This is a genomic window from Escherichia sp. E14S1 (genome assembly GCF_004211995.1).
In the GTDB taxonomy this organism is placed as follows: domain Bacteria; phylum Pseudomonadota; class Gammaproteobacteria; order Enterobacterales; family Enterobacteriaceae; genus Escherichia.
The window spans coordinates 124141-146469 of sequence record NZ_RHJQ01000012.1 but is presented as its reverse complement, the minus strand read 5'-3'; the positions used below and the strand labels follow the sequence as shown (position 1 = coordinate 146469).

Below are 22329 nucleotides of genomic sequence, written 5' to 3'. Positions count from 1 at the left end.
ATCTGTGATTCAAACAGGTTATTTTGAAAGTAAACATCGCTTATGCGATAATCGCGCTAATGTGATGTAAAAAGAGACAGGGGTGTAATCGTGGCGGCAAAAGACAGGATTCAGGCAATTAAACAGATGGTTGCCAACGATAAAAAAGTAACGGTTTCGAATTTGAGCTCGATTTTTCAGGTAACCGAAGAAACTATTCGCCGCGATCTTGAGAAGCTGGAAGATGAAGGCTTTTTGACCAGAACTTATGGTGGCGCTGTTTTAAATACAGCGATGCTGACGGAAAATATCCATTTCTATAAGCGAGCTTCGTCGTTTTATGAAGAGAAGCAGCTTATTGCTCGCAAGGCGCTGCCGTTTATCGACAATAAAACCACCATGGCGGCCGATTCCAGTAGTACCGTTATGGAATTGCTCAAACTGTTGCAAGACCGTAATGACCTGACACTACTAACCAACTCGGCAGAAGCTATTCATGTTCTGGCTCAGTCAGAAATTAAAGTTGTTTCAACCGGTGGGGAACTGAACAAAAACACGCTTTCTCTGCAAGGACGAATTACTAAAGAGATCATCAGTCGTTATCACGTCGATATTATGGTAATGAGTTGTAAAGGTCTTGATATTAACAGCGGCGCACTGGACTCGAACGAAGCTGAAGCGGAGATCAAAAAGACAATGATCCGCCAGGCGACAGAAGTTGCGTTATTAGTCGATCACTCCAAGTTTGATCGCAAAGCTTTTGTTCAGTTAGCTGACTTTAGTCATATTAATTACATAATAACTGATAAATCACCGGGTGCAGAATGGGAAGAGTTTTGCAAAGACAATAATATCCAGCTTGTGTGGTAGCTTAAACACACGTTGTCAATGTTATTTGTTCCAGCGCCCGTGAAATAAAATGATGATAAAAATGCGGCAAGTGAGTTTGCCGCAATTGCTACCTTTTTTAGCAAAATTCGAGGCACCAAATGGAACAATATGATCAAATTGGCGCAAGACTGGACCGCTTGCCTTTGGCCCGGTTTCATTATCGTATATTTGGCATAATCAGCTTTAGTCTGTTATTAACGGGGTTTTTAAGTTATTCAGGCAATGTTGTTTTAGCAAAGCTGGTAAGCAATGGATGGTCAAATAATTTCCTCAATGCTGCTTTTACGTCGGCATTGATGTTTGGTTATTTCATCGGTTCGCTTGCTGGTGGATTCATTGGTGATTACTGTGGACGGCGCCGGGCATTCCGCATGAACCTTCTGATTGTCGGTATTGCGGCGACAGGCGCTTCTTTCGTCCCTGATATGTACTGGCTCATCTTCTTTCGCTTCCTGATGGGGACAGGAATGGGGTCGCTGATTATGGTTGGCTATGCTTCATTTACTGAGTTTATTCCCGCTCTGGTTCGTGGAAAATGGTCCGCGCGACTCTCATTTGTCGGCAACTGGTCGCCCATGTTGTCAGCGGCGATTGGCGTTGTCGTTATCGCTTTCTTCAGTTGGCGCATAATGTTTCTGCTGGGCGGTATTGGGATAATATTAGCATGGTTACTCTCTGGTAAATATTTTATTGAGTCGCCTCGTTGGCTGGCGGGTATTGGACAATTACCGGGAGCAGAAAGGCAACTTCGTGAAGTAGAGCAGCAAATCGAAAAAGAGAAGGGTATTCATCTACCACCACTTGCTTTGAGGCAAAGCGAAAGTCGGAGTCATGAAATCAGTGGTACTTTTTGGTTGCTATTTAAAGGCGAGATGTTGCGGCGCACGTTAGTCGCGATTACGGTTTTAATTGCAATGAATATTTCGCTTTATACTATCACCGTATGGATACCTACCATATTTGTTAATTCTGGTATTGATGTTGATAAATCGATATTAATGACCGCTGTTATTATGATTGGTGCTCCGGTTGGAATATTCATTGCTGCGTTAGTTATTGATCACTTTCCTCGCCGATTATTTGGCTCGTCTTTGCTTATAATTATTGCTGTGTTGGGATATATATATTCAATACAAACTACAGAATGGGCTATTTTAGGCTATGGCCTGGTGATGATCTTCTTTCTTTATATGTATGTTTGTTTCGCGTCGGCGGTGTATATCCCGGAACTTTGGCCAACCCATTTACGCCTGCGCGGCTCGGGATTTGTTAATGCAGTAGGACGAATCGTCGCGGTCTTCACTCCGTATGGCGTCGCGGCGTTATTAACGCATTATGGTTCGATAACGGTCTTTATGGTGCTTGGTGTCATGTTGGTGTTATGTGCGCTGGTCCTCTCCATTTTTGGCATCGAAACGCGGAAGGTGTCGCTGGAACGAATTTCTGGTGTGAATTGAATTTTCGCTGATTGTGTCAATTGTCAGATGCAACGCTGGCGTGTTTATCTGGCCTACGATGTAATTAAGGAATTGTAGGCCAGAGATGGATCTGACTAATTTTATCCCTGCGTCTCTTCCCAGTCTGCCAGCGTGTACAATGTTGCCCCAGCGGCTGACATCTCCATAAACGCGTGCGCACTGTCCTGTGGCTGGATATTCACACCGCGACAGCCATCGGTAATCACGTTCACCTTATAACGTAACTGTAACGCGTCCAGGACGGTAAACTTCACGCAATAGTCCGTAGCCAGCCCCATAATGATCAGTTCATTGATTTCATGGTCGCGCAACCAGCCATCGAGCTCGGTTTTCTGCCGCCGCCCGTTATCAAAAAAGGCACTGTAACTGTCGACTAAAGGATTTTCGCCTTTGTGAAACACGGCATCAATCGACTTTTGCGCCAGCAGAGGGTGCAACGCTGCACCTTCGCTGTGTTGCACACAGTGATCGGGCCAGAAGGTTTGCGGTAGGCCATCAAGCTGACCCTGTGTATAAGGCTCTACACCTTGCTGGCTGGCGAAGCTGCCGTGATTGGCCGGATGCCAGTCCTGACTGGCGACGACCGCTTCACCGCGTGCTTTGCACCAACTTATCAGGGCATTAGCAACATCAACCGTGCTATCGCCTTCGGCAACAGCCAGCGCACCGCCAGCGCAGAAATCATTTTGTAAATCGACCAGTAACAGAGCGCGTTGGGGCATTACAGTCTCCTTAATCATCCGGCGTCAGTTCGCCGCGCAGGTTTTGGCTCATGGCCTTGCGAATGGTTTCGGTATCCAGTCCCTGGCTGAGCAGGTAGTGCAGTTTGGTTAGCGTGGCTTCTACGGTCATATCCGCACCGCCAATAACACCGGCATGGGCGAGGGCGTTACCGGTGGCATAACCGCCCATATTGACTTTACCGGACATGCATTGTGTCAGGTTAACCACCACAATTCCGCGATCGCTGGCTTCTTGTAATTCTTGCAGGAATGCTTTGTTTTGCGGCGCATTACCCACGCCATAAGAGCGCAGAATCAACGCCTTAACCGGTTGACGCAGGAAGTTACGTACGACGTCAGCAGAAATCCCTGGATAAATCGTCACTACGCCGATCGGCTGTGGTGTAATCGGATGAACGATCAGCTCACCAGTGCCGTGTGGGGCGGGCGGTGTATTTAAACGGCGAATATGAATACCCGCTTCCAGTAACGGTGGAAGGTTTGGTGACGCGAAGGCATCAAAACCATCGGCATGGGCTTTGGTGGTGCGGTTGCCGCGATACAGGCGATTATTAAAAAAGAGTGTGACTTCGTTGATGGGATAGTTCGCCGCAACGTACAACGCATTCAGCAAATTGATTTGTCCGTCAGAGCGTAACTCGGCTAATGGGATTTGTGACCCTGTCACAATAACCGGTTTTCCGAGGTTCTCCAGCATGAACGACAGCGCAGAGGCGGTATACGCCATCGTGTCGGTGCCGTGCAGAATGACAAAACCATCGTACTCGTCATAGTGCGCTTTAATATCTTCAGCAATATGCTGCCAGTCCTCTGGCGTCATATCAGAAGAATCCATCAGCGGCGTGTATTCATGAATGGTGAAATCCGGCATCTCCGGGCGATGGAACTCTGGCATCAGCGCCAGCTGGCGTTGTAGATGGCCCGACACCGGAATATATCCCTGCTCGGAACGCTGCATCCCGATGGTCCCGCCCGTGTAGGCAACGTAAATTGATTTCTTTTGCATGATATTGATATGAATGATACCGAAAGAGCAAAAGTATATACGTGAGGGGCAGCAAGCGCACCTGGATACTCTGTGGATATGAGAAAAGCCCGGCGGAACAAAGGGATTAGCGTTCCGCCGGAGAAAAATGGTTAATCCTGCAACGCATAGGTTACGGTCGTGACTACACGCACCGTTTTGTTAATCGCCGAGGGATCATCTTCGTCACTGCCACTGGCGAAAATCTGGAACACGCCTTGTGACGCATCGCTAATGGACCCCACCTGACTACCTGAATCCGTCGCAAACTGTAATGCTGCGTTACGTGCGTCTTTCGTTGCGGCAGCAATCATCTCCGCGCGAACTGCGCCAATACCATTAAAGCGATAGGCGATTTTGCTATCAGCGATCGCGCCATCTGTGGCGATTTGCAGGTCGTTTAGTTTCGCGACGACTTTTTCGACAGCAGCAACGTTATGCGTTTTTATCGTAACAGACCCGTCAGCGTTATAGCGTGGCATCGTCGGATCATCTTTGAGGTAAAAGGCATCCGTTCGCTTACTTGTCCATTGACCCACGTTGATCTCTTTGTCGTTAATCCCCTGAGCGTGGAATTCGGCAACAATCTTTTTCTGCGCATCTTCAAGTTTCGGGAACAGTTCGCCAGGAACATTACCCTTAAAGTTGATAGCAATTGTTAATTCAGCCGTATCTGCGCGAACTTCTTTTTCTGAAAGCCCCCGCACGTTCACATAACGGTTGTTGGTTTTTAGATGTTTAACACCATCGCCAACAAAATAACCACAGGCGCTGATCCCCAGTCCGAGGACAATAGCGGCAATTAAAGAGGGTGCCTTATTCACTGATGACTCCATGACAGATGCTAAATGAGCAAGGGAATGTAGTGGAGAGAGGGAGTGAAAGACAGTCCGGTTCAGGAGTGTGGCCGACAACATATCGGCCACATATTTGCAGGAATTAACGCACGTTGGCGCAGGTCAGGCAAAACGCGTAACGGTTTTGCGGATCGTTAAAGGCCGCCAGCTTGTCGCTTTCGCTTTTAACGGTTGAAGCGACCGAGGCCAGCGGCGCAGGCAGCATGGCCTGGAGCGTATCTGGCAGCATTGTCCGTACTGAACCTGACATGTTGTCCATCACCTTGTCGAAGAAGGTCGGTTCATCGACGTAATATTCCAGATGCCATTGTTTCAGTTTTGCCAGTTCAGCCGCTTTGGCAACCGCATCATCGAAATCACCGAGACTATCGACCAGCCCATTCGCTTTTGCATCCTGACCGGTCCAGACATGGCCCTGGGCGATTTTATCAATCTGCTCTGGCGTCGAATTACGCGAATCAGCAACCAGCGTGATAAAGCGTTTATAGCCGTTCTCAATGCTCAATTGCATCATCTGCTGCACTTCTGGCGGCAGTGATTTAGTGATGGAAACATCTGCCAATGGTGATGTAGACACGCCATCGGTATGTACACCAATCGAATCAAGGCTGTTTTCTACAGTGGTGATCACGCCGAAGATCCCGATAGAACCGGTCAGGGTGCTCGGGTTAGCCACAATGTAATTGGCCGGCGTGGAGATCCAGTAACCACCGGATGCTGCCATACCGCCCATTGACACAACCACAGGCTTGCCAGCGGCTCTGGCAGCTGCCAGTTCAGAGCGAATCACTTCAGAAGCCGTTACGCTTCCGCCAGGGCTGTTTACGCGCAGAACGATCGCTTTCACTTTCGGATCAAGGCGAGCGTCACGGATTTGTGCCGCAGTCGTATCGCCGCCAACATTCCCCTGAGTTTCTTCGCCATCCATAATCGCGCCATTAGCGAAGACGACACCGATGCTGTCGCCGGTATCTGCCGGAGTTTTCAGTGCGTAATCGTAATAACTGATGGCGCGATAATTTTTATCAGCCTTGCTCCAGCCAAACTCTTTGGTCAGGGCTTTTTCAATTTCGGCATTCGTTGCCAGCGCGTCGACCAGTTTGTTGTCCAGCGCGTACTTCGCAGTATCGCCGCCCGTTTCGGTTAAGCCAGCAAGTAGCCCTTGCGCCCCAGGGAATACCTGCTGGGCAGAGATCTGGCGGTTAGCGGCAACGGTGTTGAGATAGTTTTGCCACAGTTCGCCAATCCAACGGCTATCGGCTTCGCGAGCCGCCGGGGACATATCATCACGAATAAACGGTTCAACGGCAGATTTATACGTACCCACGCGGAACACATGGGTGGAAACTTTCAGCTTATCCAGCAACGATTTGTAGTACAGACCGTTGGTGGCAAAACCGTGCAGATCAACCACGCCTTGCGGGGACAGCCAAATTTTGTTGGCGAAACTGGCGAGGTAATATTGCCCCTGGCTATAGTTCTCACCAATGGCATAAACCGGTTTACCGCTGTCACGAAACTCTTTCAGAGCCTTACCAATATATTGCATGGAAGGTTGATCGCCGCCCGCAAAGTTTTTCAGATCCATCACGATACCGGTGATATTCCGGTCATCTTTAGCCTGGCGAATCGTGTTCACGATATCAAACAGCGAATTTTCCTGCAGACGATCGGAACTGGCGCCAAGTAGCTGGCGGCTTAACTTACTAAACCGCTGCGAACTGTCGGGCTTATCGACGATCACGCCTGAAATATCGAGCAGTAATGCGCCACGACCGGCGGTTTCTTTGGTATCGCTACTACTGACCTGCATCCAGATCCCCACGCCAACCAGCACGAGGAAAATAAAGAACAGGTTAAGTACCATTTCACGGACAAAATTGAGCAGACGCCACGTCCATTTAAAAAATCCGGCAATAAATCGCCAAAGGGTTCGCATGTATTCTCCCAGACTAAAGGTCACACCTGTTGCAGGTGCAATAGATGTGGTTATCGTAATGACCCAACCGGCACTTGTCAGCAGGAATCGCGGACTGTGCTGTAACAAAATCCACTCTCGTGTTAATTTTGTGAATAAACATCATGACAGGAGTTAATCAAATGGATGCACTCGAACTATTGATCAACCGCCGAAGCGCCTCACGTCTGGCTGAACCTGCGCCGACTGGCGAACAACTGCAAAATATCCTGCGTGCCGGAATGCGTGCACCGGACCATAAGTCCATGCAACCGTGGCATTTTTTTGTGATTGAAGGGGAAGGCCGCGAACGTTTCAGTATCGTGCTGCAACAGGGTGCAATTGCTGCGGGTAGTGATGATAAAGCTATCGACAAAGCCCGTAATGCCCCGTTCCGTGCGCCGCTCATCATCACCGTGGTGGCGAAATGTGAAGAAAATCATAAAGTCCCGCGTTGGGAGCAGGAGATGTCAGCAGGTTGCGCGGTTATGGCGATGCAAATGGCGGCGGTTGCCCAGGGCTTTGGCGGCATCTGGCGTAGTGGCGGGTTAACCGAAAGTCCGGTGGTGCGCGAGGCGTTCGGTTGTCGGGAGCAGGATAAAATTGTCGGCTTTCTCTATCTCGGCACGCCGCAATTGAAAGCGTCAACGTCGATTAACGTTCCGGATCCGACGCCGTTTGTGACTTATTTTTGATAATTTTCGCAAAACTGTCTGGATTATGAGCAAAGGCGCAGGAATTCAGACACTCTCACTTATCACTTCACGGAATGAAGGTTACCATACCCGGATTGCATTGACAGGAGATGTCCATGAGCGAGAACTCGATTCGTTTGACCCAATACAGCCACGGAGCAGGTTGCGGCTGTAAAATTTCCCCAAAAGTGTTGGAAACCATTCTGCACAGCGAGCAGGCGAAGTTTGTTGATCCGAATTTGCTCGTGGGTAACGAAACCCGCGACGATGCGGCAGTATATGATCTTGGTAATGGCACCAGTGTCATCAGCACCACCGATTTCTTTATGCCGATCGTTGATAATCCTTTCGATTTTGGCCGCATTGCGGCGACTAACGCCATCAGCGATATCTTCGCGATGGGCGGCAAACCGATTATGGCCATTGCGATCCTTGGCTGGCCGATTAACAAACTTTCCCCGGAAATTGCCCGCGAAGTGACCGAAGGTGGCCGCTATGCGTGCCGTCAGGCGGGGATTGCGCTGGCAGGTGGTCACTCCATTGATGCGCCGGAGCCGATTTTTGGTCTGGCGGTTACGGGGATCGTACCGACCGAGCGAGTGAAGAAAAATAGTACCGCACAAGCCGGATGCAAACTGTTCCTGACGAAACCTCTGGGGATTGGCGTTCTCACCACGGCTGAGAAAAAATCACTGCTCAAACCAGAGCATCAGGGGCTGGCGACGGAAGTGATGTGCCGGATGAATATCGCAGGTGCGTCATTTGCCAACATTGAAGGCGTAAAAGCGATGACCGACGTCACCGGTTTTGGTCTGCTGGGCCATTTGAGCGAAATGTGCCAGGGGGCAGGCGTGCAGGCTCGCGTCGACTATGAAGCGATCCCGAAACTGTCGGGCGTGGAAGAGTACATTAAGCTGGGCGCTGTGCCGGGCGGCACCGAACGCAACTTTGCCAGCTACGGACATTTGATGGGCGAAATGCCGCGTGAAGTGCGCGATCTGTTGTGCGATCCGCAAACTTCAGGTGGCTTGCTGCTGGCGGTTATGCCGGAAGCTGAAAATGAAGTCAAAGCTACCGCAGCCGAGTTTGGCATTGAACTGACGGCGATTGGCGAGCTGGTGCCTGCGCGTGGCGGTCGTGCCATGGTTGAGATCCGTTAATTCAATGCGGTTGTTTATAGCCGAAAAACCGAGTCTGGCACGCGCTATTGCTGATGTCCTGCCCAAACCGCACCGTAAAGGCGATGGCTTTATCGAGTGCGGCAATGGTCAGGTGGTGACCTGGTGTATCGGTCACCTGCTTGAGCAGGCGCAGCCAGACGTCTACGACAGCCGCTATGCGCGCTGGAATCTGGCGGATTTGCCGATTGTCCCGGAAAAGTGGCAACTGCAACCGCGCCCCTCCGTAACCAAACAACTTAACGTCATTAAACGCTTTCTGCATGAAGCCAGCGAAATTGTTCATGCCGGTGACCCGGATCGTGAAGGGCAATTGCTGGTGGATGAAGTGCTGGACTACCTGCAACTGGCACCGGAAAAGCGCCAGCAAGTTCAGCGTTGCTTGATCAACGACCTGAACCCGCAGGCGGTTGAGCGGGCGATCGATCGTCTTCGCTCCAATAGCGAGTTTGTACCGCTATGCGTTTCTGCACTGGCGCGAGCGCGTGCCGATTGGCTATACGGTATCAATATGACCCGCGCGTATACCATTCTCGGTCGCAATGCTGGCTATCAGGGTGTGCTTTCTGTTGGGCGCGTACAGACTCCCGTTCTTGGGCTGGTGGTGCGGCGCGATGAAGAAATAGAAAACTTCGTGGCAAAAGATTTCTTTGAAGTCAAAGCGCACATCGTGACGCCTGCCGATGAACGATTTACTGCCATCTGGCAGCCGAGTGAAGCGTGCGAGCCGTACCAGGATGAAGAAGGGCGCTTATTGCATCGCCCGCTGGCGGAGCATGTGGTTAACCGCATCAGCGGTCAACCGGCTATTGTCACCAGCTATAACGATAAACGGGAATCAGAATCCGCGCCGCTGCCGTTTTCGCTTTCGGCGTTGCAGATTGAAGCGGCAAAACGCTTTGGTCTGAGTGCGCAGAACGTGCTTGATATCTGCCAGAAGCTATACGAAACGCACAAGCTAATCACTTATCCGCGTTCCGATTGTCGTTATTTGCCAGAAGAACATTTTGCCGGACGCCACGCGGTGATGAATGCCATCAGCGTTCATGCACCGGGGCTATTGCCGCAGCCGGTGGTTGACCCGAATTTACGCAACCGCTGCTGGGATGACAAAAAGGTCGATGCTCACCACGCCATTATCCCGACCGCGCGTAGTTCTGCCATCAACCTGACGGAGAACGAATCGAAGGTCTATAACCTGATTGCTCGTCAATACCTGATGCAGTTCTGCCCGGATGCGGTGTTCCGCAAGTGTGTTATCGAACTGGAAATAGCCAAAGGCAAATTTGTCGCTAAAGCCCGTTTTCTTGCCGAAGCAGGCTGGCGCACGCTGTTAGGCAGCAAAGAGCGCGATGAAGAAAACGACGGCACACCACTGCCTGTAGTCGCGAAAGGCGATGAGTTGCTGTGTGAAAAAGGTGAAGTGGTAGAGCGGCAAACCCAGCCTCCACGCCATTTTACCGATGCAACACTGCTTTCGGCGATGACCGGGATCGCGCGCTTTGTGCAGGACAAAGATCTGAAAAAGATCCTTCGTGCGACCGATGGTCTGGGGACAGAAGCAACGCGTGCCGGGATTATTGAACTGTTGTTCAAGCGTGGTTTCCTGAGCAAAAAAGGGCGCTATATCCACTCCACCGACGCCGGAAAAGCGTTATTCCATTCGCTGCCAGAAATGGCTACGCGACCGGACATGACCGCACACTGGGAATCGGTGCTGACGCAAATCAGCGAAAAGCAGTGTCGCTACCAGGACTTTATGCAGCCGCTGGTGGGGACGCTATATCAGCTAATTGATCAAGCCAAACGTACGCCGGTGCGGCAGTTTCGCGGCATAGTGGCTCCGGGCAGTGGTGGCAGTGCTGATAAGAAAAAGGCTGCTCCGCGTAAACGTAGTGCGAAAAAAAGTCCGCCAGCAGATGAAGCGGGCAGTGGAGTGATAACATAAAGGTCGGATGCCTGAATCCCAACTCACTGATACAGTACCTTTCGTAGGCCGGATAAGGCGTTCACGCCGCATCCGGCAGATGCCTGATGCGGCGCTAATGATTTAAATCACACCTTGCGCCAGCATCGCATCGGCAACCTTCACAAAACCGGCAATGTTCGCGCCCTGTACGTAGTTGGTTTGCTCACCTTCACCGCCGTGTTCAACACAAGCGTGGTGGATATCCAGCATAATGTGATGCAAACGGGCGTCGACTTTCTCGGCTTTCCAGCCCAGACGCGCAGCGTTTTGCGCCATTTCCAGGCCCGATGTTGCTACACCGCCAGCATTAGCCGCTTTACCCGGAGCAAACAGTACGTCTGCCTGCTGGAACAGTTCAGTCGCTTCGATGGTGGTTGGCATATTTGCCCCTTCGGCGACGGCTTTAACACCATTGGCAATAAGCTGATGCGCAGCGTCTACATCCAGTTCGTTCTGGGTGGCGCAAGGCAGGGCGATATCAACCGGCACAGACCACGGCTGTTGGCCTTCGAGATAGACCAGACCAAACTCTTTGGCGTAATCGGCAACGCGACCATCGCGGCTGGCTTTGATTTCGATAAGACGCGCCAGTTTCTCTTTTGTGAATCCACTTTCATCAACCACTGTGCCGCTGGAGTCTGATGCCGTGACCACGCGAGCGCCAAATTCCATCGCTTTTTCGATAGCATACTGTGCAACGTTGCCGGAGCCAGAAACGGAAACGCGCATTCCTTCAAAACCCATACCGTGGCGTTTCAGCATCGCTTCTGTGAAATAAACCAGACCGTAACCGGTGGCTTCCGGGCGAATAAGACTGCCGCCAAAAGAAAGACCCTTACCGGTGAAGACGCAGGCGGTATTGTTAGACAGCTTTTTCATCATCCCTGCCATAAAGCCCACTTCACGACCACCAACGCCGATATCACCTGCCGGAACGTCGGTATCCGCGCCCAGGTGGCGATACAGTTCAGTCATCAGTGCCTGGCAAAAACGCATCACTTCGCCTTCGCTTTTCCCTTTCGGGTCGAAATCGCTGCCGCCTTTACCACCGCCCATCGGCAGGGTAGTCAGGGCATTTTTGAAGGTTTGCTCGAAGCCAAGGAATTTAAGAATGGAGAGGTTAACTGACGGGTGGAAACGCATACCGCCTTTGTACGGGCCGATGGCGGAGCTGAACTGCACGCGCCATGCGCGGTTGACCTGCACCTGGTTGCGATCGTCAACCCATACCACGCGAAACTGGATCACGCGCTCCGGTTCAACCAGGCGCTCCAGTAATGACATCTGGCGATATTGGGGATTTTGTTCAAGAAAAGGCCAGAGAGTAGTCATTACTTCACGAACGGCCTGCGCGAACTCGGTTTGATTCGGGTCGCGCTTTTGTACATGGTTGAGGAATGACTCCAGAGAATATGTCTGATCCATAGATATAAAACCCTTATATATTAAGACGATTGTGCGTATGTTGTTTGTTTTGCAGTTTTCGACTATACCATCAAGAATGTGACGGTAAGCAAGTAAAAAATGGCACCGGAAAGCAAATTAATAATGTGAGGAATTTATAAACGCCGCCTAATGCCGGATACATCTTCTTCGGCCTACCAAAATGGGGACATTTGGTGGATAAGGCATTCACGTCGCATCCGGCAACCAGACGCTAAAGTTTTCCCGCCAGGTTACCGTTATCAGTAGCAGAGACAACGAAATATAAGGAGTTTCTTGTGAATCGAGCATTGCTCGCCGTAGCGTTGGTATTCCCGTTTTTTGCGCTGGCTAATCAGCATTATCGTCCGGATGTGCAGGTAAATGTGCCGCCGGAAGTGTTTAGTTCTGGTGGGCAGTCAGCGCAGCCCTGTAACCAGTGCTGCGTTTATCAGGATCAAAACTATTCCGAAGGGGCAGTGATTAAAGCAGAGGGAATACTGCTGCAATGCCAGCGGGATGATAAAACCATTAGCACTAATCCGCTGGTCTGGCGGCGCGTAAAGCCATAAAAGCATTTAATAGTGGAATGTCAGCAGGGGCCAGCGGATATTGCATCGCCTCTTCAGGTGAGCACCAGACCAAAGCCTGATGCTCATGTGCCTGTAACGTCCTGTGGAAGTCGGGTACGTGCCAGGCATGAAGATTGATAATACGCCCTGAAACTTCCCGCTGGTGGCTGGCTACATATTTCCCGATGATAGCATCGATACCGAGCTCTTCACGCAGCTCGCGTATCAGCGCCTGCGGCTGGCTTTCCCCTGGTTCGACTTTACCACCAGCAAATTCCCATAATCCCGCTTGATCGCTATGCGCAGGGCGTTGCGCGATTAAAATTTTGCCATCCCGTTCGATAATGGCGGCAACAACATCAATCATTTCCATAAATTACACACGGTCGAATACAGGAAAAATGCCATAATATCCGTAGTGTTGCCCGAGCTGAAGGGTTTTATTTCTTAAGGAGTACCCGTGTTAGACCGCCATCTTCATCCCCGAATTAAGCCTTTGTTGCATCAGTGCGTGCGGGTTCTGGATAAACCTGGCATTACACCTGATGGTTTAACGTTAGTGGGATTTGCCATCGGCGTGCTGGCACTGCCGTTTCTGGCACTGGACTGGTATCTGGCGGCGCTGATTGCCATTTTACTGAACAGGTTGCTTGATGGTCTGGACGGTGCGCTGGCGCGGCGCAGAGGGTTAACCGACGCGGGGGGCTTTCTCGATATTTCGTTGGATTTTCTTTTTTACGCGCTGGTACCGTTCGGGTTTATTCTCGCCGCACCGGAACAAAATGCGCTGGCGGGCGGCTGGCTGCTGTTTGCGTTTATCGGCACGGGCAGCAGTTTTCTCGCATTTGCTGCATTGGCGGCGAAACATCAGATTGATAATCCCGGTTATGCGCACAAATCGTTTTACTATCTGGGCGGGTTAACAGAAGGCAGCGAGACGATTTTGCTATTTGTTTTAAGTTGTCTCTTTCCGGAATATTTCCCGTGGTTTGCATGGATATTTGGCGCGCTTTGTTGGATGACAACATTTACGCGGATTTGGAGTGGATATCTGACGCTGAAGTCGCTTCAGCGTCAGTAATTGCCGTGTTATTGGCTACTGTCCGGGCCGCGTTCACCGGTTGCTACCGGGTTTTTCGGATCGCTGCTCCATTCGTACCAGCCACCGTCATAAACGGAGACGTTATTCCAGCCCATGGCGCGTGCGTACATAAAGGTTTCAGACGCGCGCCAGCCGGTGCCGCAGTAGAATGAAACTTGCTGATCTGGTTTGATATTCCACGCTTCCCACATAGCGGCAATATCATCGGCGCTGCGCATGGTGCCATCCGGGTTATGGAAATCTTCCATATGGGTCGAGTCGCTGCCTGCGTGTCCCCAACGTGCCCCGGCTATTTCACCTTTTGGTTTAATGTAGCTGTAACCGCTGGTCGTACCGATAAATTCTGGCCACGAACGAATGCTCACCAGCGATGCATCCTGGCGATGTAGCAGACCGCGCGCCTGTTCCATATCGATCATCAGTTGCGGTTGTGCCGGGATCTTCACGCCGAAATCCGGTTCCGTTTTCACTTTCGGTGGCGTACCGCGCTCAACGGGCAGACCTGCGTCGGACCAGGTTTGCCAACCGCCGTCCAGAAGGCGGACATCTTTCACGCCAGCGTAGAGCATAATTTGCGCCACGCGCGCTGCGGCGTAAACATCACGCCCGTACAGAATGACCGTGGTGTCATGACGAATGCCGTGCTTCGCCAGCATTGCTTTAAGCTGTTCGTCAGAGACTTTATTCCACAGTGGTTCGCTTTCCACTTCGTTGGTATCGATGTAGTCAGCGCCGGGAATATGGCTGATAAGGTAAAGCTTAGGTGCGCCCCAGGCCGCTTCGATCACTTTCCAGTCACCCGCAGGTTTCGCCGTAACTTCTTTACCTTGTTGCAGGTCATGCAGCCACTGCGGATATACCAGCTGTTCAAAGTGAGGCAGTTTTTGCAGTCGGGAAGGTTCGCTCAGTGCATCACTCAAGATAGAGATATGCGTAAAGCCTGCTTTTTGTAGTCGCGTTTTGACGGCATCGACATCTTTGTCATTACCGTACAGCGCCACCGGGGCATCCGTTTTCAGGTTATGTAGCTTGATCCACTCGTTGAGCTGCTCAGTGCTCATTTTGTCGAGCCAGCTTGCAGAAAGGTTTAAGGCGGCAGGTTCATGACCGGAAGGGCCATTTAGGGTTTGTGGCCAGCCGTTATAAAACGCGCTGGGGCGAGTATCAATCGCTTTGCCATTTTGTTGTTGAAGCTGGTCAAGTGTAAGAGGCTTCGCCAGTTCAGCGGCCCACGAAGAAGCGCAAGCCAGCCCTAAAGCCATTGCCAGCGCGGTCATTTGAGAAACACGTTTCATCGAAAATCCCGACATTGTAGTTTTGAGTGCGCCATTCTGAACTGACACATCGGGAAAAACTTTGCGTTATCGCAGTTTGTTGTAATTTTCTGACCACTGCGTCATATCCATAACGGGACTATCGGCAGGAACATCCTGAAGATCGTGGGTTACCTGAACGACGGGGATCGCCAGCTCGCGAACTTCATTGAATACCCACTGACGAAAATTATCGCGCAGAGCTACGTCAAGACGGCTGAACGGTTCATCAAGCAATAATGCCTTTGGCTGTGCGAGAAGGGCGCGCAGCAGGGCCACCCGCGCTCGCTGACCGCCTGATAATGTCGCAGGATCCTGGTGATAAGTTTCAGCCAGCCCCGCTCGCTCAAGCGCGTCTTTCACGGCATTGCGCCTGTCAGTCCCCTTGAGCGTCGACGGTAGCGCCAGCAGTAAATTTTGTCCGACGCTGAACTGGTCAAATAACAGTGCATCCTGGAAAAGAATGCCAATCTGACGCCGGGCGGTGGGCAGGGTATCGATACGTTGATCATTGAGCCATAGCTCACCTGTACAAGAAAATTGCCCGGCCAGCGCACCAATCATCCATGAAAACAGCGTAGATTTACCGCAGCCTGAGGGACCCATTAACGTGACAATGTCACCTTTATTGACTGTAAAGTTAACGTTTGTCAGCAAGCGGCTTTCTGGTAAACGTAGCGAAACATTTTTCACGCAGAGCATTAGCGGAGTCCTTGTCTGACATAACCTACCCATTTTGCGACTAATGCGGTCAGGGCAAAAATAATAAGCGGCAATAGCAGTTGCCATAAAGCCTGGGCGGCGAGAATACCGTTGCTGCCGCCGCTGCTTAGTGCCACCGCTTCGGTGGTGAGCGTCGAGAAACGTCCGGCTCCCAGCCACAGCGTTGGCATATACTGCGCAATACTGACTGAAAATCCGACAGCGAAGGCAATCAGCGCAGGGCGTAACATCAGCGGACATTTCACGTAAAAGAAGATTTTGACACGCGACCAGCCCAGTGTTTGCGCAATCAAAATTAACCGTGAATCAATGCGCTGCCAGGCGGGTTGCAGGATAAACAGCATCCACGGAATTACCCACAGCAGATGCCCCCACACCACCGCCGTCCAGCTACCATCCAGGTTGAGCCATAGCACCAGCGTGTACTGGCCTGCCACCAGTGGCAAGGCGGGTAATAATATGGGCAACCATAGCCACAACTGGCGACGTTGTGGCCCCCATTCCAGCCACAGCAGCAACAGAACCAAAGCGATGAGTGTCGCCACCAGTCCCATTGTCAGGCTATTGAGCAGCGCCTCGTGATTGATCGTTGATTGATCCGCGAGGATCGCCAGCAGAATCACACACAGCACGCCAGTTAAGGGTAACAACTTCGCCAGCATCTTCCCTGGCAATAAAGGCGTGGATGGCATGCGAATGCCATCTTCCCGGGGGAGCGTGCATCGCCAGGCGCGCCATAGCAGATAACCAAGCAAAACGTAGGCGGTGAGTAACAGCATCAACAGCAGGCTGGCAAGCGCGCCTTTTGTTTGTTGGTCAATGCCGCCCTGGGTTAACCACTGCCAGCTAATTACCGCCAGCGTCGGTGGATTACCAGGCCCAAGAATAATCGCTACATCCACGACCGAAAGCGACCAGGCGACAATCGCCAGCATCGCCATTGCCAGCGCAGGCGCGACGGAGGGCAACAACAACCAGTTCAGACATTGCCAGCGGCTGTAGCCCAGCGAATCCAGTACAATAACTTGCTGCACCAGGCGTTTTTCACTCAGTGCTGCCGATAAGATCCACAGCAGAAATGCGCTTTCTTTCACCGCAAGGGTGAGGCCCAGACCGATACCCAATTTGTCCATCGGCGGAATGAGAAAAGGGAAAAACTGATAAACCAGGCTGCCGTCAGCAAACAGCAGCAGGGCGCTGGTGGCAAAAGCCACGTGGGGGATGGCGAGTAGCCACGGCAGACGGGCGCACATACGCTGCCATTTCGGCCCAGGCCATAGCGCTACTATCACCAGCAGGGCAATAAACAAAGCGCCGACCGCCGCGATGGTTGTCGACACCAGCGTTGCCAGTAATGCCTGTGGTAGCTGCGGATCGGCAAATAACATCTGCCAGTGCGTCAGCGACATGGCAGGTGTTATCAGCGTGAAAGCCGACGGAACCAGCGGTGCGTAAATCACCGCCATCACCACCCACAGCAAAAAAACTAATGCGTACCGTAACGGCGTAGCCATTCTTGTTCCAGCGCATTTACCCAACCAGCATGCGGTTCCGCCAGTACCGGCGGCAGATTCTGCGGCATTCTTGATTGCAATGTTTCACGCTGCCCGGCAGGTAGTTTTTGAGGATCGAGAACCGAAGGATCGCCCCAGACAGCGGGATCCGCTTTACGCAGTTGTGCTTCAGGTGACAACAGGAAGTTGGCGACGACTTTTGCCGCAGCACTGGCAGTTGCGTTGGCTGGAATGGTGACGAAATGCACGTTGCCAATCATTCCCTCGCTAAAGCCAAAGCTGTAACTGCTGGTGGGTAAATCGCCGCTGGATATTTTTTGCTGCGCATGTGCGGGGTTAAAGGTCAGCGACAGGCGCAATGTGCCGGCTTTCAGCAGAGCATCCATCCGCGCGGGCGAAGGCGGGAAATCCTTTCCTTCGCGCCACAAATACGGATGCAGTGCATCAAGATATTGCCACAATGGCGCAGTGACGCGGGCGAAAGTGGCATCGTCCGGCGCTTTTTTTAATGCAGCGGGATCGGGCGTCAGCATAATCAGCAGCTGTTCAAGAAACGCGGTGCCGGTAAAGTCCGGTGGGCGCGGATAGGTAACCGTACCAGGGGTGGCTTTGGCAAATTCCAGCAAGGATTGTGGCGTTTTCGGTGGCTGTGGTGTCTGATCGCGTCGGGCGATAAATGTCAGCTGTGCGGCTCCCCAGGGCGATTCCGCACCTTGTGTCGGCACAGAAAAATCTTCTCGCACCGGCAGCTGTGTGTCGACATAGCGCCAGTTGGGTAGCGTTTCCGCCCAGTCAGTTTGCAGTAAATTAGCCTCTTTTAAGGTGCGGAAGTTTTCGCCATTCACCCAGAGCAGATCCACCGAGCCGCCCGTTTTACGTCCAGCAGTGGCTTCTGTCTGAATGCGCTTCACCGCGTCTGCGGCATCCGCCAGACGAACAATCTTCAGGTTTATAGCGTAATGGGTTTTCATCTCGCCGCTAACCCAGTCGAGATAGCGGTTAATCGCGGTGTCGCCGCCCCAGGCGTTAAACCAGACGGTTTGCCCTTTGGCCTCATTTTTAATTTCCTGCCAGTCACTGGCATGTGTTGCCAAAGAAAACAGCGATAACAACCCCAGCAACCATACACAATGGCGCATCATCTCTCCTTAAGAACGTTTGTCAGGAATACGGCACAGCCCCTGAGCGGGAATGTCCATGGCAGAATTAAAACGGGCTGACAGATTTTGCAAGCCGATCAATGCCGTCAGCTCGGTGAGCGCCTGGGCGTCAAAATGTGTAGTCAGTCGGGTGCGCAGGGCATCATCGACCGTTGGCGGCGTAACGCTTGCCGCTTCGGCGTATTCCAGCGCCAGCCGTTCTTCGTCGCTGAAGAGCGGGCTTTGTCGCCAGTCAGCTACCGCCAGCAATTTATCGGTGCTGCCGGTACGCTCGGCGACTTTCATACTGGTGATATCCACGCAAAACTCACACAGACACATTTGCGCGATACGCGCGCTGACAAGCGATCGCACTACTGGATCGAGCGGTGAGCGTTTGCGCTCCAGCCAGCCAACAAACATCGACACCAGATAAAAGATAAACGGGATCCGCCCCCACCAGCGGATGGGGCTTAGCACCTCGCCGTAATGGCGACGATGCAGCCACGCCTGTGGACGTAAAATTAAAGGGATTTTGCTAAGCGGTGGTAACCCCATCAGGCATTCCTCTTCTGGCGCTCAAGCCATATTTTTTTCGCCATAAAAATCACCACGGTCAGAGCAAACAGAATAAACAGTCCGGTGACAAACCAGAAAGTACCGCCTGTTAACATGCTGCCCGCCCAAGAATAGACAATGGTTGCCGGTAACTGACCAAGCCCGGTGGCGATAAAAAACGAGCGAAAACGTATTGAAGTCAAACCGGCAGCATAGCTGATTGGATCAAAAGGGACAAAAGGCAATAACCGACATACCAGGATGGTGTGTTTGCCGTAGCGAGTGAAAAAGCCGTCCATACTGTCAAGCACGGTTTTACCGGTTAATTTTTCCACCACTTCACGGCCCATTACTCTGGCGATAAAAAAGCACAGCGCCGCGCCTACCATCGAACTGGTCCACGACAGCAAGCCGCCCCAGAACGCACCAAACAGCGACGCATTGGCAAAGGTGATCAAAAACGCAGGTAGCGGTGCAGCAATGGCCTGTAAAATCATCAACAAGAACGAGACAACTGCCGCTAGTGCGCCGTAAGACTGAATAAAGCGTTCTATACCCTGTTGGTCCACGGCGGCAAACGCCGCAACGCTGCGATTGATAAACTCATGGACGCCGGGAAGCAGCGCCCATGCCAGCAGCATCGCGAACAACAGGATGATGAGGGTTATGCGGTAGTACCAGATTTTACGCGATTGCATTTTCATCATCCTTTATCCAGGTTTATTCAGCGATTTTAAAGGTCACCGTTGCCAGCGTGTTATCTGGCGGTAATACCTGCGCATTGCCGGTAAATTTCACTTCGCCGCGTTTTTCCACCGCACCATAAGTGTATGTCGCATTGCTGACAATACCGACCGGGCAACTATCCAGACATACCAGGCAGCCCGTTTTTTTCTCTTCAGCTGCCGTTAAATTACCGCCAAAGCGCATGTCCAGTTTCTTGCCATTACTGTCAACAATCACGTCATCGAAGGAATACGCTTTTGCCGCCCCTTGCCAGTTAACTGAAATATCCAGTTTGCTGCCTGTGACATGAGTCGTTTCTTTATTATCCATCGTCATGTTTTCGCCCGGCATACCACCTGCCTCTTTCAGGGCTTCATAAAATGCTTTCGGCGTGGCATAACCTATAAACAGCGATTTATGTCCGTTGGAGCCATCTTTAAACACAATACCGTGGCGGGTATCGTCGGTGAGGAAACGCCCATTAATTTGTACCAGCATGGTTACCGTATGGTTATTTGCATCGACACGCAGCGGCTGGCTGTCCGAAAGCCCGTCGTATTCCACTTTTGCCGCCGTATTCTCTTTTTGATCACAGCCACTAAGCCCCGCAACGGCCAGTAAACACAGCGCAGCCAGTCCTTTTTTCCATGACACTGAATAATGTTGCAACATCGTTCTATCCTTCATTTTTTGTGTGAGTAAGTGGGCTGCGGCGCGAAGCAGACAGATCCACATGTTTGTGTCGGGCGTAGAGTTTGGCGAGCTGGACGAGAATAAACAGCGCCAGGCCCGCCAGACAGAGTTGTAAAATAAAGCGCAGCGTAATGCCTTCACTGGCAAGATCGCTGGCCATCACGGTATAAATCACTATTCCAGGCAGAGTGGTTAATGCCGAAATAAGGGTATAAGGCCAGAAGGCGATGGCGGTTAATCCGTAAGCGTAATTTTGAATATTGTATGGAAATAGCGGGATTAAGCGGGTCAGAATAAGAAAATCGATACCGTTACGCGTAATGCCTTTTTCAATAGCCTGAAAAGTGTGGCAATGACCGACGTATTTCAACAGTAAATCACGCCCCAGAAAGCGCGCCAACAGGAATGAGCACGATGAGGCCAGCGTGGCGGCAATTAACGAAAGTAGCGTTCCTGTTAGCGGACCAAAAACTATTCCACCGGCGATCACCAGTACGCTACCCGGTAGCAGAAAGAGGGTGGCGATGATGAATAACAGAATATAGAGGCTATAACCGAACAATCCGCTCTGGCGAATGAGTATCTGTAAGTGGGGTAAATCGGTGAGCAGATCGAATAAACCGAAAGCGTGGATAGCGTAAATGACCAGCGCAAAAAACAGACAGGCAAAAAGAAATTTACGCTCAGCGTTCATCGTGGAGTTTCCTATATCAAACTTGATAATAGAGAAGTGGTCAGACAACTAAAAAACGTAGTGACGGTATAACAAAGGACGGCGGGCAACAAATCATTACTGACAGTTTGTTGATTTTTCTCAAGGTTAATTCTCCTGACCCAGTGCGAGCCAGGAGAACGGAGAAATTAGCGGCGGAAGGTGGCCCAGACAGGTGCGTGATCTGACGGTTTTTCCATACTGCGGATTTCATAATCGATGCCGGTTTCTACGCAGCATTCGGCCAGTGGCTGGCTGGCAAGCAGCAGGTCGATACGCAGACCACGGTTATCGTCAAAACCTTTTGAGCGGTAATCAAACCATGAGAAACGATCTGCTGTTTGCGGATTCGCATGGCGGAACGTATCCACTAGCCCCCAGCTCATCAGTCTCTCCATCCATTCGCGTTCTTCCGGCAGGAAAGAACATTTACCCGTACGCAGCCAGCGTTTGCGGTTCTCTTCGCCAATGCCGATATCCAGGTCGGTGGGGCTGATATTCATATCGCCCATAATCAGCACCGGATTATCACGTTTGAGTTCGGTTTCCAGGTAGTTTTGCAGGTTCTGGTAAAACTGTGCTTTAGCCGGGAATTTTATGGGATGGTCGCGGCTTTCGCCCTGCGGGAAGTAGCCGTTGATCACGGTGACATTGCCTAGCGGTGAGGGGATTTCCGCCATAATAATCCGCCGTTGTGCCTCTTCGCCGTCGCCTGGGAAGCCACGACGCACGGCAATCGGCGTCTCTTTGGTCAACAGCGCCACGCCGTAATGGCCTTTCTGCCCGTGATAAAACACGTTGTAGCCGAGCTTTGCCACATCTTCGAGCGGAAACATATCATCATGAACTTTTGTCTCCTGCAGGCCAATCACATCAGGCTGGTGCTTGTCGACGATAGCTTCAAGCTGGTGTGGTCTGGCGCGCAGGCCGTTGATATTAAAAGAGACAAATTTCATAGTCGCTGCCATTTATTCTGATAATGAGTGCGTGGATGTTAGCAGAAATTCGTCTGACTTACTGCCTGTTGTTAAGTGATTTGATCGATGGTTGTTAATGATGTCAACGATGGCGCAGAAAATGCCCG

Annotated in this window: 22 protein-coding genes; 7 read left to right on the top strand and 15 right to left on the bottom strand. The window is 51.5% G+C overall.

Features of this window, described 5'->3' with window-relative positions; genetic code table 11:
* Positions 1–90 precede the first annotated feature (90 nt).
* Both D9734_RS14410 and D9734_RS14405 read left to right on the top strand, forming a co-directional pair.
* Positions 91–849 (top strand): DeoR/GlpR family DNA-binding transcription regulator, encoded by a 759-nt coding sequence (locus tag D9734_RS14410; protein ID WP_130208366.1) that lies wholly within the window; start codon positions 91–93, stop codon positions 847–849.
* Between the two features lie 119 nt (positions 850–968).
* Complete coding sequence (locus D9734_RS14405; protein WP_130208364.1) at positions 969–2327, top strand: MFS transporter; 1359 nt, start codon at positions 969–971, stop codon at positions 2325–2327.
* Positions 2328–2428: 101 nt separating this feature from the next.
* On the opposite strand, the gene pncA is transcribed toward D9734_RS14405, so the two are convergent.
* The 4 genes from pncA to sppA all read right to left on the bottom strand — a co-directional run bounded on the left by pncA (position 2429) and on the right by sppA (position 6911).
* Positions 2429–3070 carry a bifunctional nicotinamidase/pyrazinamidase gene (gene pncA, locus D9734_RS14400; RefSeq protein ID WP_130208362.1) on the bottom strand — a complete coding sequence of 214 codons (642 nt, stop codon included), beginning with the start codon at positions 3068–3070 and terminating at the stop codon, positions 2429–2431.
* A 10-nt stretch (positions 3071–3080) separates the two neighbouring features.
* Entirely contained in the window at positions 3081–4097 is a 1017-nt protein-coding gene (ansA, locus tag D9734_RS14395) for an asparaginase (RefSeq protein WP_130208360.1), read from the bottom strand.
* Positions 4098–4228: 131 nt separating this feature from the next.
* A complete protein-coding gene (locus tag D9734_RS14390; protein WP_130208358.1) occupies positions 4229–4939 on the bottom strand; it encodes an SIMPL domain-containing protein in 711 nt (236 codons plus the stop codon).
* Positions 4940–5054: 115 nt separating this feature from the next.
* Positions 5055–6911, bottom strand: a complete 1857-nt coding sequence (gene sppA, locus D9734_RS14385) for a signal peptide peptidase SppA (RefSeq protein WP_130208356.1) — start codon at positions 6909–6911, stop codon at positions 5055–5057.
* Between the two features lie 161 nt (positions 6912–7072).
* Between sppA and D9734_RS14380 the strand changes: the two genes are divergently transcribed.
* The 3 genes from D9734_RS14380 (at position 7073) to topB (ending at position 10750) form a co-directional block, all read left to right on the top strand.
* Entirely contained in the window at positions 7073–7624 is a 552-nt protein-coding gene (locus D9734_RS14380; RefSeq protein ID WP_130208354.1) for an NAD(P)H nitroreductase, read from the top strand.
* A gap of 116 nt (positions 7625–7740) precedes the next feature.
* The gene (gene selD / locus D9734_RS14375) at positions 7741–8784 is read left to right on the top strand and encodes a selenide, water dikinase SelD (protein ID WP_053881872.1); all 1044 of its coding nucleotides are present in this window, start codon (positions 7741–7743) and stop codon (positions 8782–8784) included.
* 4 nt (positions 8785–8788) lie between these two features.
* Positions 8789–10750 carry a DNA topoisomerase III gene (topB, locus tag D9734_RS14370; RefSeq protein WP_130208352.1) on the top strand — a complete coding sequence of 654 codons (1962 nt, stop codon included), beginning with the start codon at positions 8789–8791 and terminating at the stop codon, positions 10748–10750.
* A 102-nt stretch (positions 10751–10852) separates the two neighbouring features.
* Here the strand turns inward: topB and gdhA are convergent, their stop codons facing one another.
* Entirely contained in the window at positions 10853–12196 is a 1344-nt protein-coding gene (gene gdhA / locus D9734_RS14365; protein ID WP_130208350.1) for an NADP-specific glutamate dehydrogenase, read from the bottom strand.
* Positions 12197–12492: 296 nt separating this feature from the next.
* Between gdhA and D9734_RS14360 the strand changes: the two genes are divergently transcribed.
* Positions 12493–12765 carry a YnjH family protein gene (locus D9734_RS14360; protein WP_130208347.1) on the top strand — a complete coding sequence of 91 codons (273 nt, stop codon included), beginning with the start codon at positions 12493–12495 and terminating at the stop codon, positions 12763–12765.
* On the opposite strand, the gene D9734_RS14355 is transcribed toward D9734_RS14360, so the two are convergent.
* The gene (locus tag D9734_RS14355) at positions 12731–13138 is read right to left on the bottom strand and encodes a pyrimidine (deoxy)nucleoside triphosphate diphosphatase (RefSeq protein ID WP_130208345.1); all 408 of its coding nucleotides are present in this window, start codon (positions 13136–13138) and stop codon (positions 12731–12733) included. The genes D9734_RS14360 and D9734_RS14355 overlap by 35 nt on opposite strands.
* A gap of 87 nt (positions 13139–13225) precedes the next feature.
* On the opposite strand from D9734_RS14355, the gene D9734_RS14350 reads away from it, so the two are divergent.
* A complete protein-coding gene (locus D9734_RS14350; RefSeq protein WP_130208343.1) occupies positions 13226–13846 on the top strand; it encodes a CDP-alcohol phosphatidyltransferase family protein in 621 nt (206 codons plus the stop codon).
* An 8-nt stretch (positions 13847–13854) separates the two neighbouring features.
* Here the strand turns inward: D9734_RS14350 and ynjE are convergent, their stop codons facing one another.
* The 9 genes from ynjE to xthA all read right to left on the bottom strand — a co-directional run bounded on the left by ynjE (position 13855) and on the right by xthA (position 22201).
* A complete protein-coding gene (gene ynjE, locus D9734_RS14345) occupies positions 13855–15162 on the bottom strand; it encodes a thiosulfate sulfurtransferase YnjE (RefSeq protein ID WP_130208341.1) in 1308 nt (435 codons plus the stop codon).
* Between the two features lie 66 nt (positions 15163–15228).
* Complete coding sequence (locus D9734_RS14340; RefSeq protein WP_130208339.1) at positions 15229–15882, bottom strand: ATP-binding cassette domain-containing protein; 654 nt, start codon at positions 15880–15882, stop codon at positions 15229–15231.
* Positions 15882–17417 (bottom strand): thiamine ABC transporter permease, encoded by a 1536-nt coding sequence (locus D9734_RS14335; RefSeq protein WP_130208337.1) that lies wholly within the window; start codon positions 17415–17417, stop codon positions 15882–15884. The genes D9734_RS14340 and D9734_RS14335 overlap by 1 nt, the downstream gene beginning before the upstream one ends.
* The gene (locus D9734_RS14330) at positions 17390–18556 is read right to left on the bottom strand and encodes an ABC transporter substrate-binding protein (protein ID WP_130208723.1); all 1167 of its coding nucleotides are present in this window, start codon (positions 18554–18556) and stop codon (positions 17390–17392) included. Before D9734_RS14330 ends, D9734_RS14335 begins: the two co-directional genes overlap by 28 nt.
* 9 nt (positions 18557–18565) lie before the next feature.
* The gene (locus D9734_RS14325; RefSeq protein WP_130208335.1) at positions 18566–19114 is read right to left on the bottom strand and encodes a carboxymuconolactone decarboxylase family protein; all 549 of its coding nucleotides are present in this window, start codon (positions 19112–19114) and stop codon (positions 18566–18568) included.
* Entirely contained in the window at positions 19114–19821 is a 708-nt protein-coding gene (locus tag D9734_RS14320) for a TVP38/TMEM64 family protein (RefSeq protein ID WP_130208333.1), read from the bottom strand. The genes D9734_RS14325 and D9734_RS14320 overlap by 1 nt, the downstream gene beginning before the upstream one ends.
* A gap of 13 nt (positions 19822–19834) precedes the next feature.
* Complete coding sequence (gene ydjY, locus D9734_RS14315) at positions 19835–20512, bottom strand: lipoprotein YdjY (RefSeq protein WP_130208331.1); 678 nt, start codon at positions 20510–20512, stop codon at positions 19835–19837.
* 4 nt (positions 20513–20516) lie between these two features.
* Positions 20517–21227: a TVP38/TMEM64 family protein gene (locus tag D9734_RS14310; protein ID WP_130208329.1), complete on the bottom strand. Its 711-nt coding sequence runs from the start codon at positions 21225–21227 to the stop codon at positions 20517–20519.
* Positions 21228–21394: 167 nt separating this feature from the next.
* Positions 21395–22201 (bottom strand): exodeoxyribonuclease III, encoded by an 807-nt coding sequence (xthA, locus tag D9734_RS14305; protein WP_130208327.1) that lies wholly within the window; start codon positions 22199–22201, stop codon positions 21395–21397.
* Between the last annotated feature and the right edge of the window lie 128 nt (positions 22202–22329).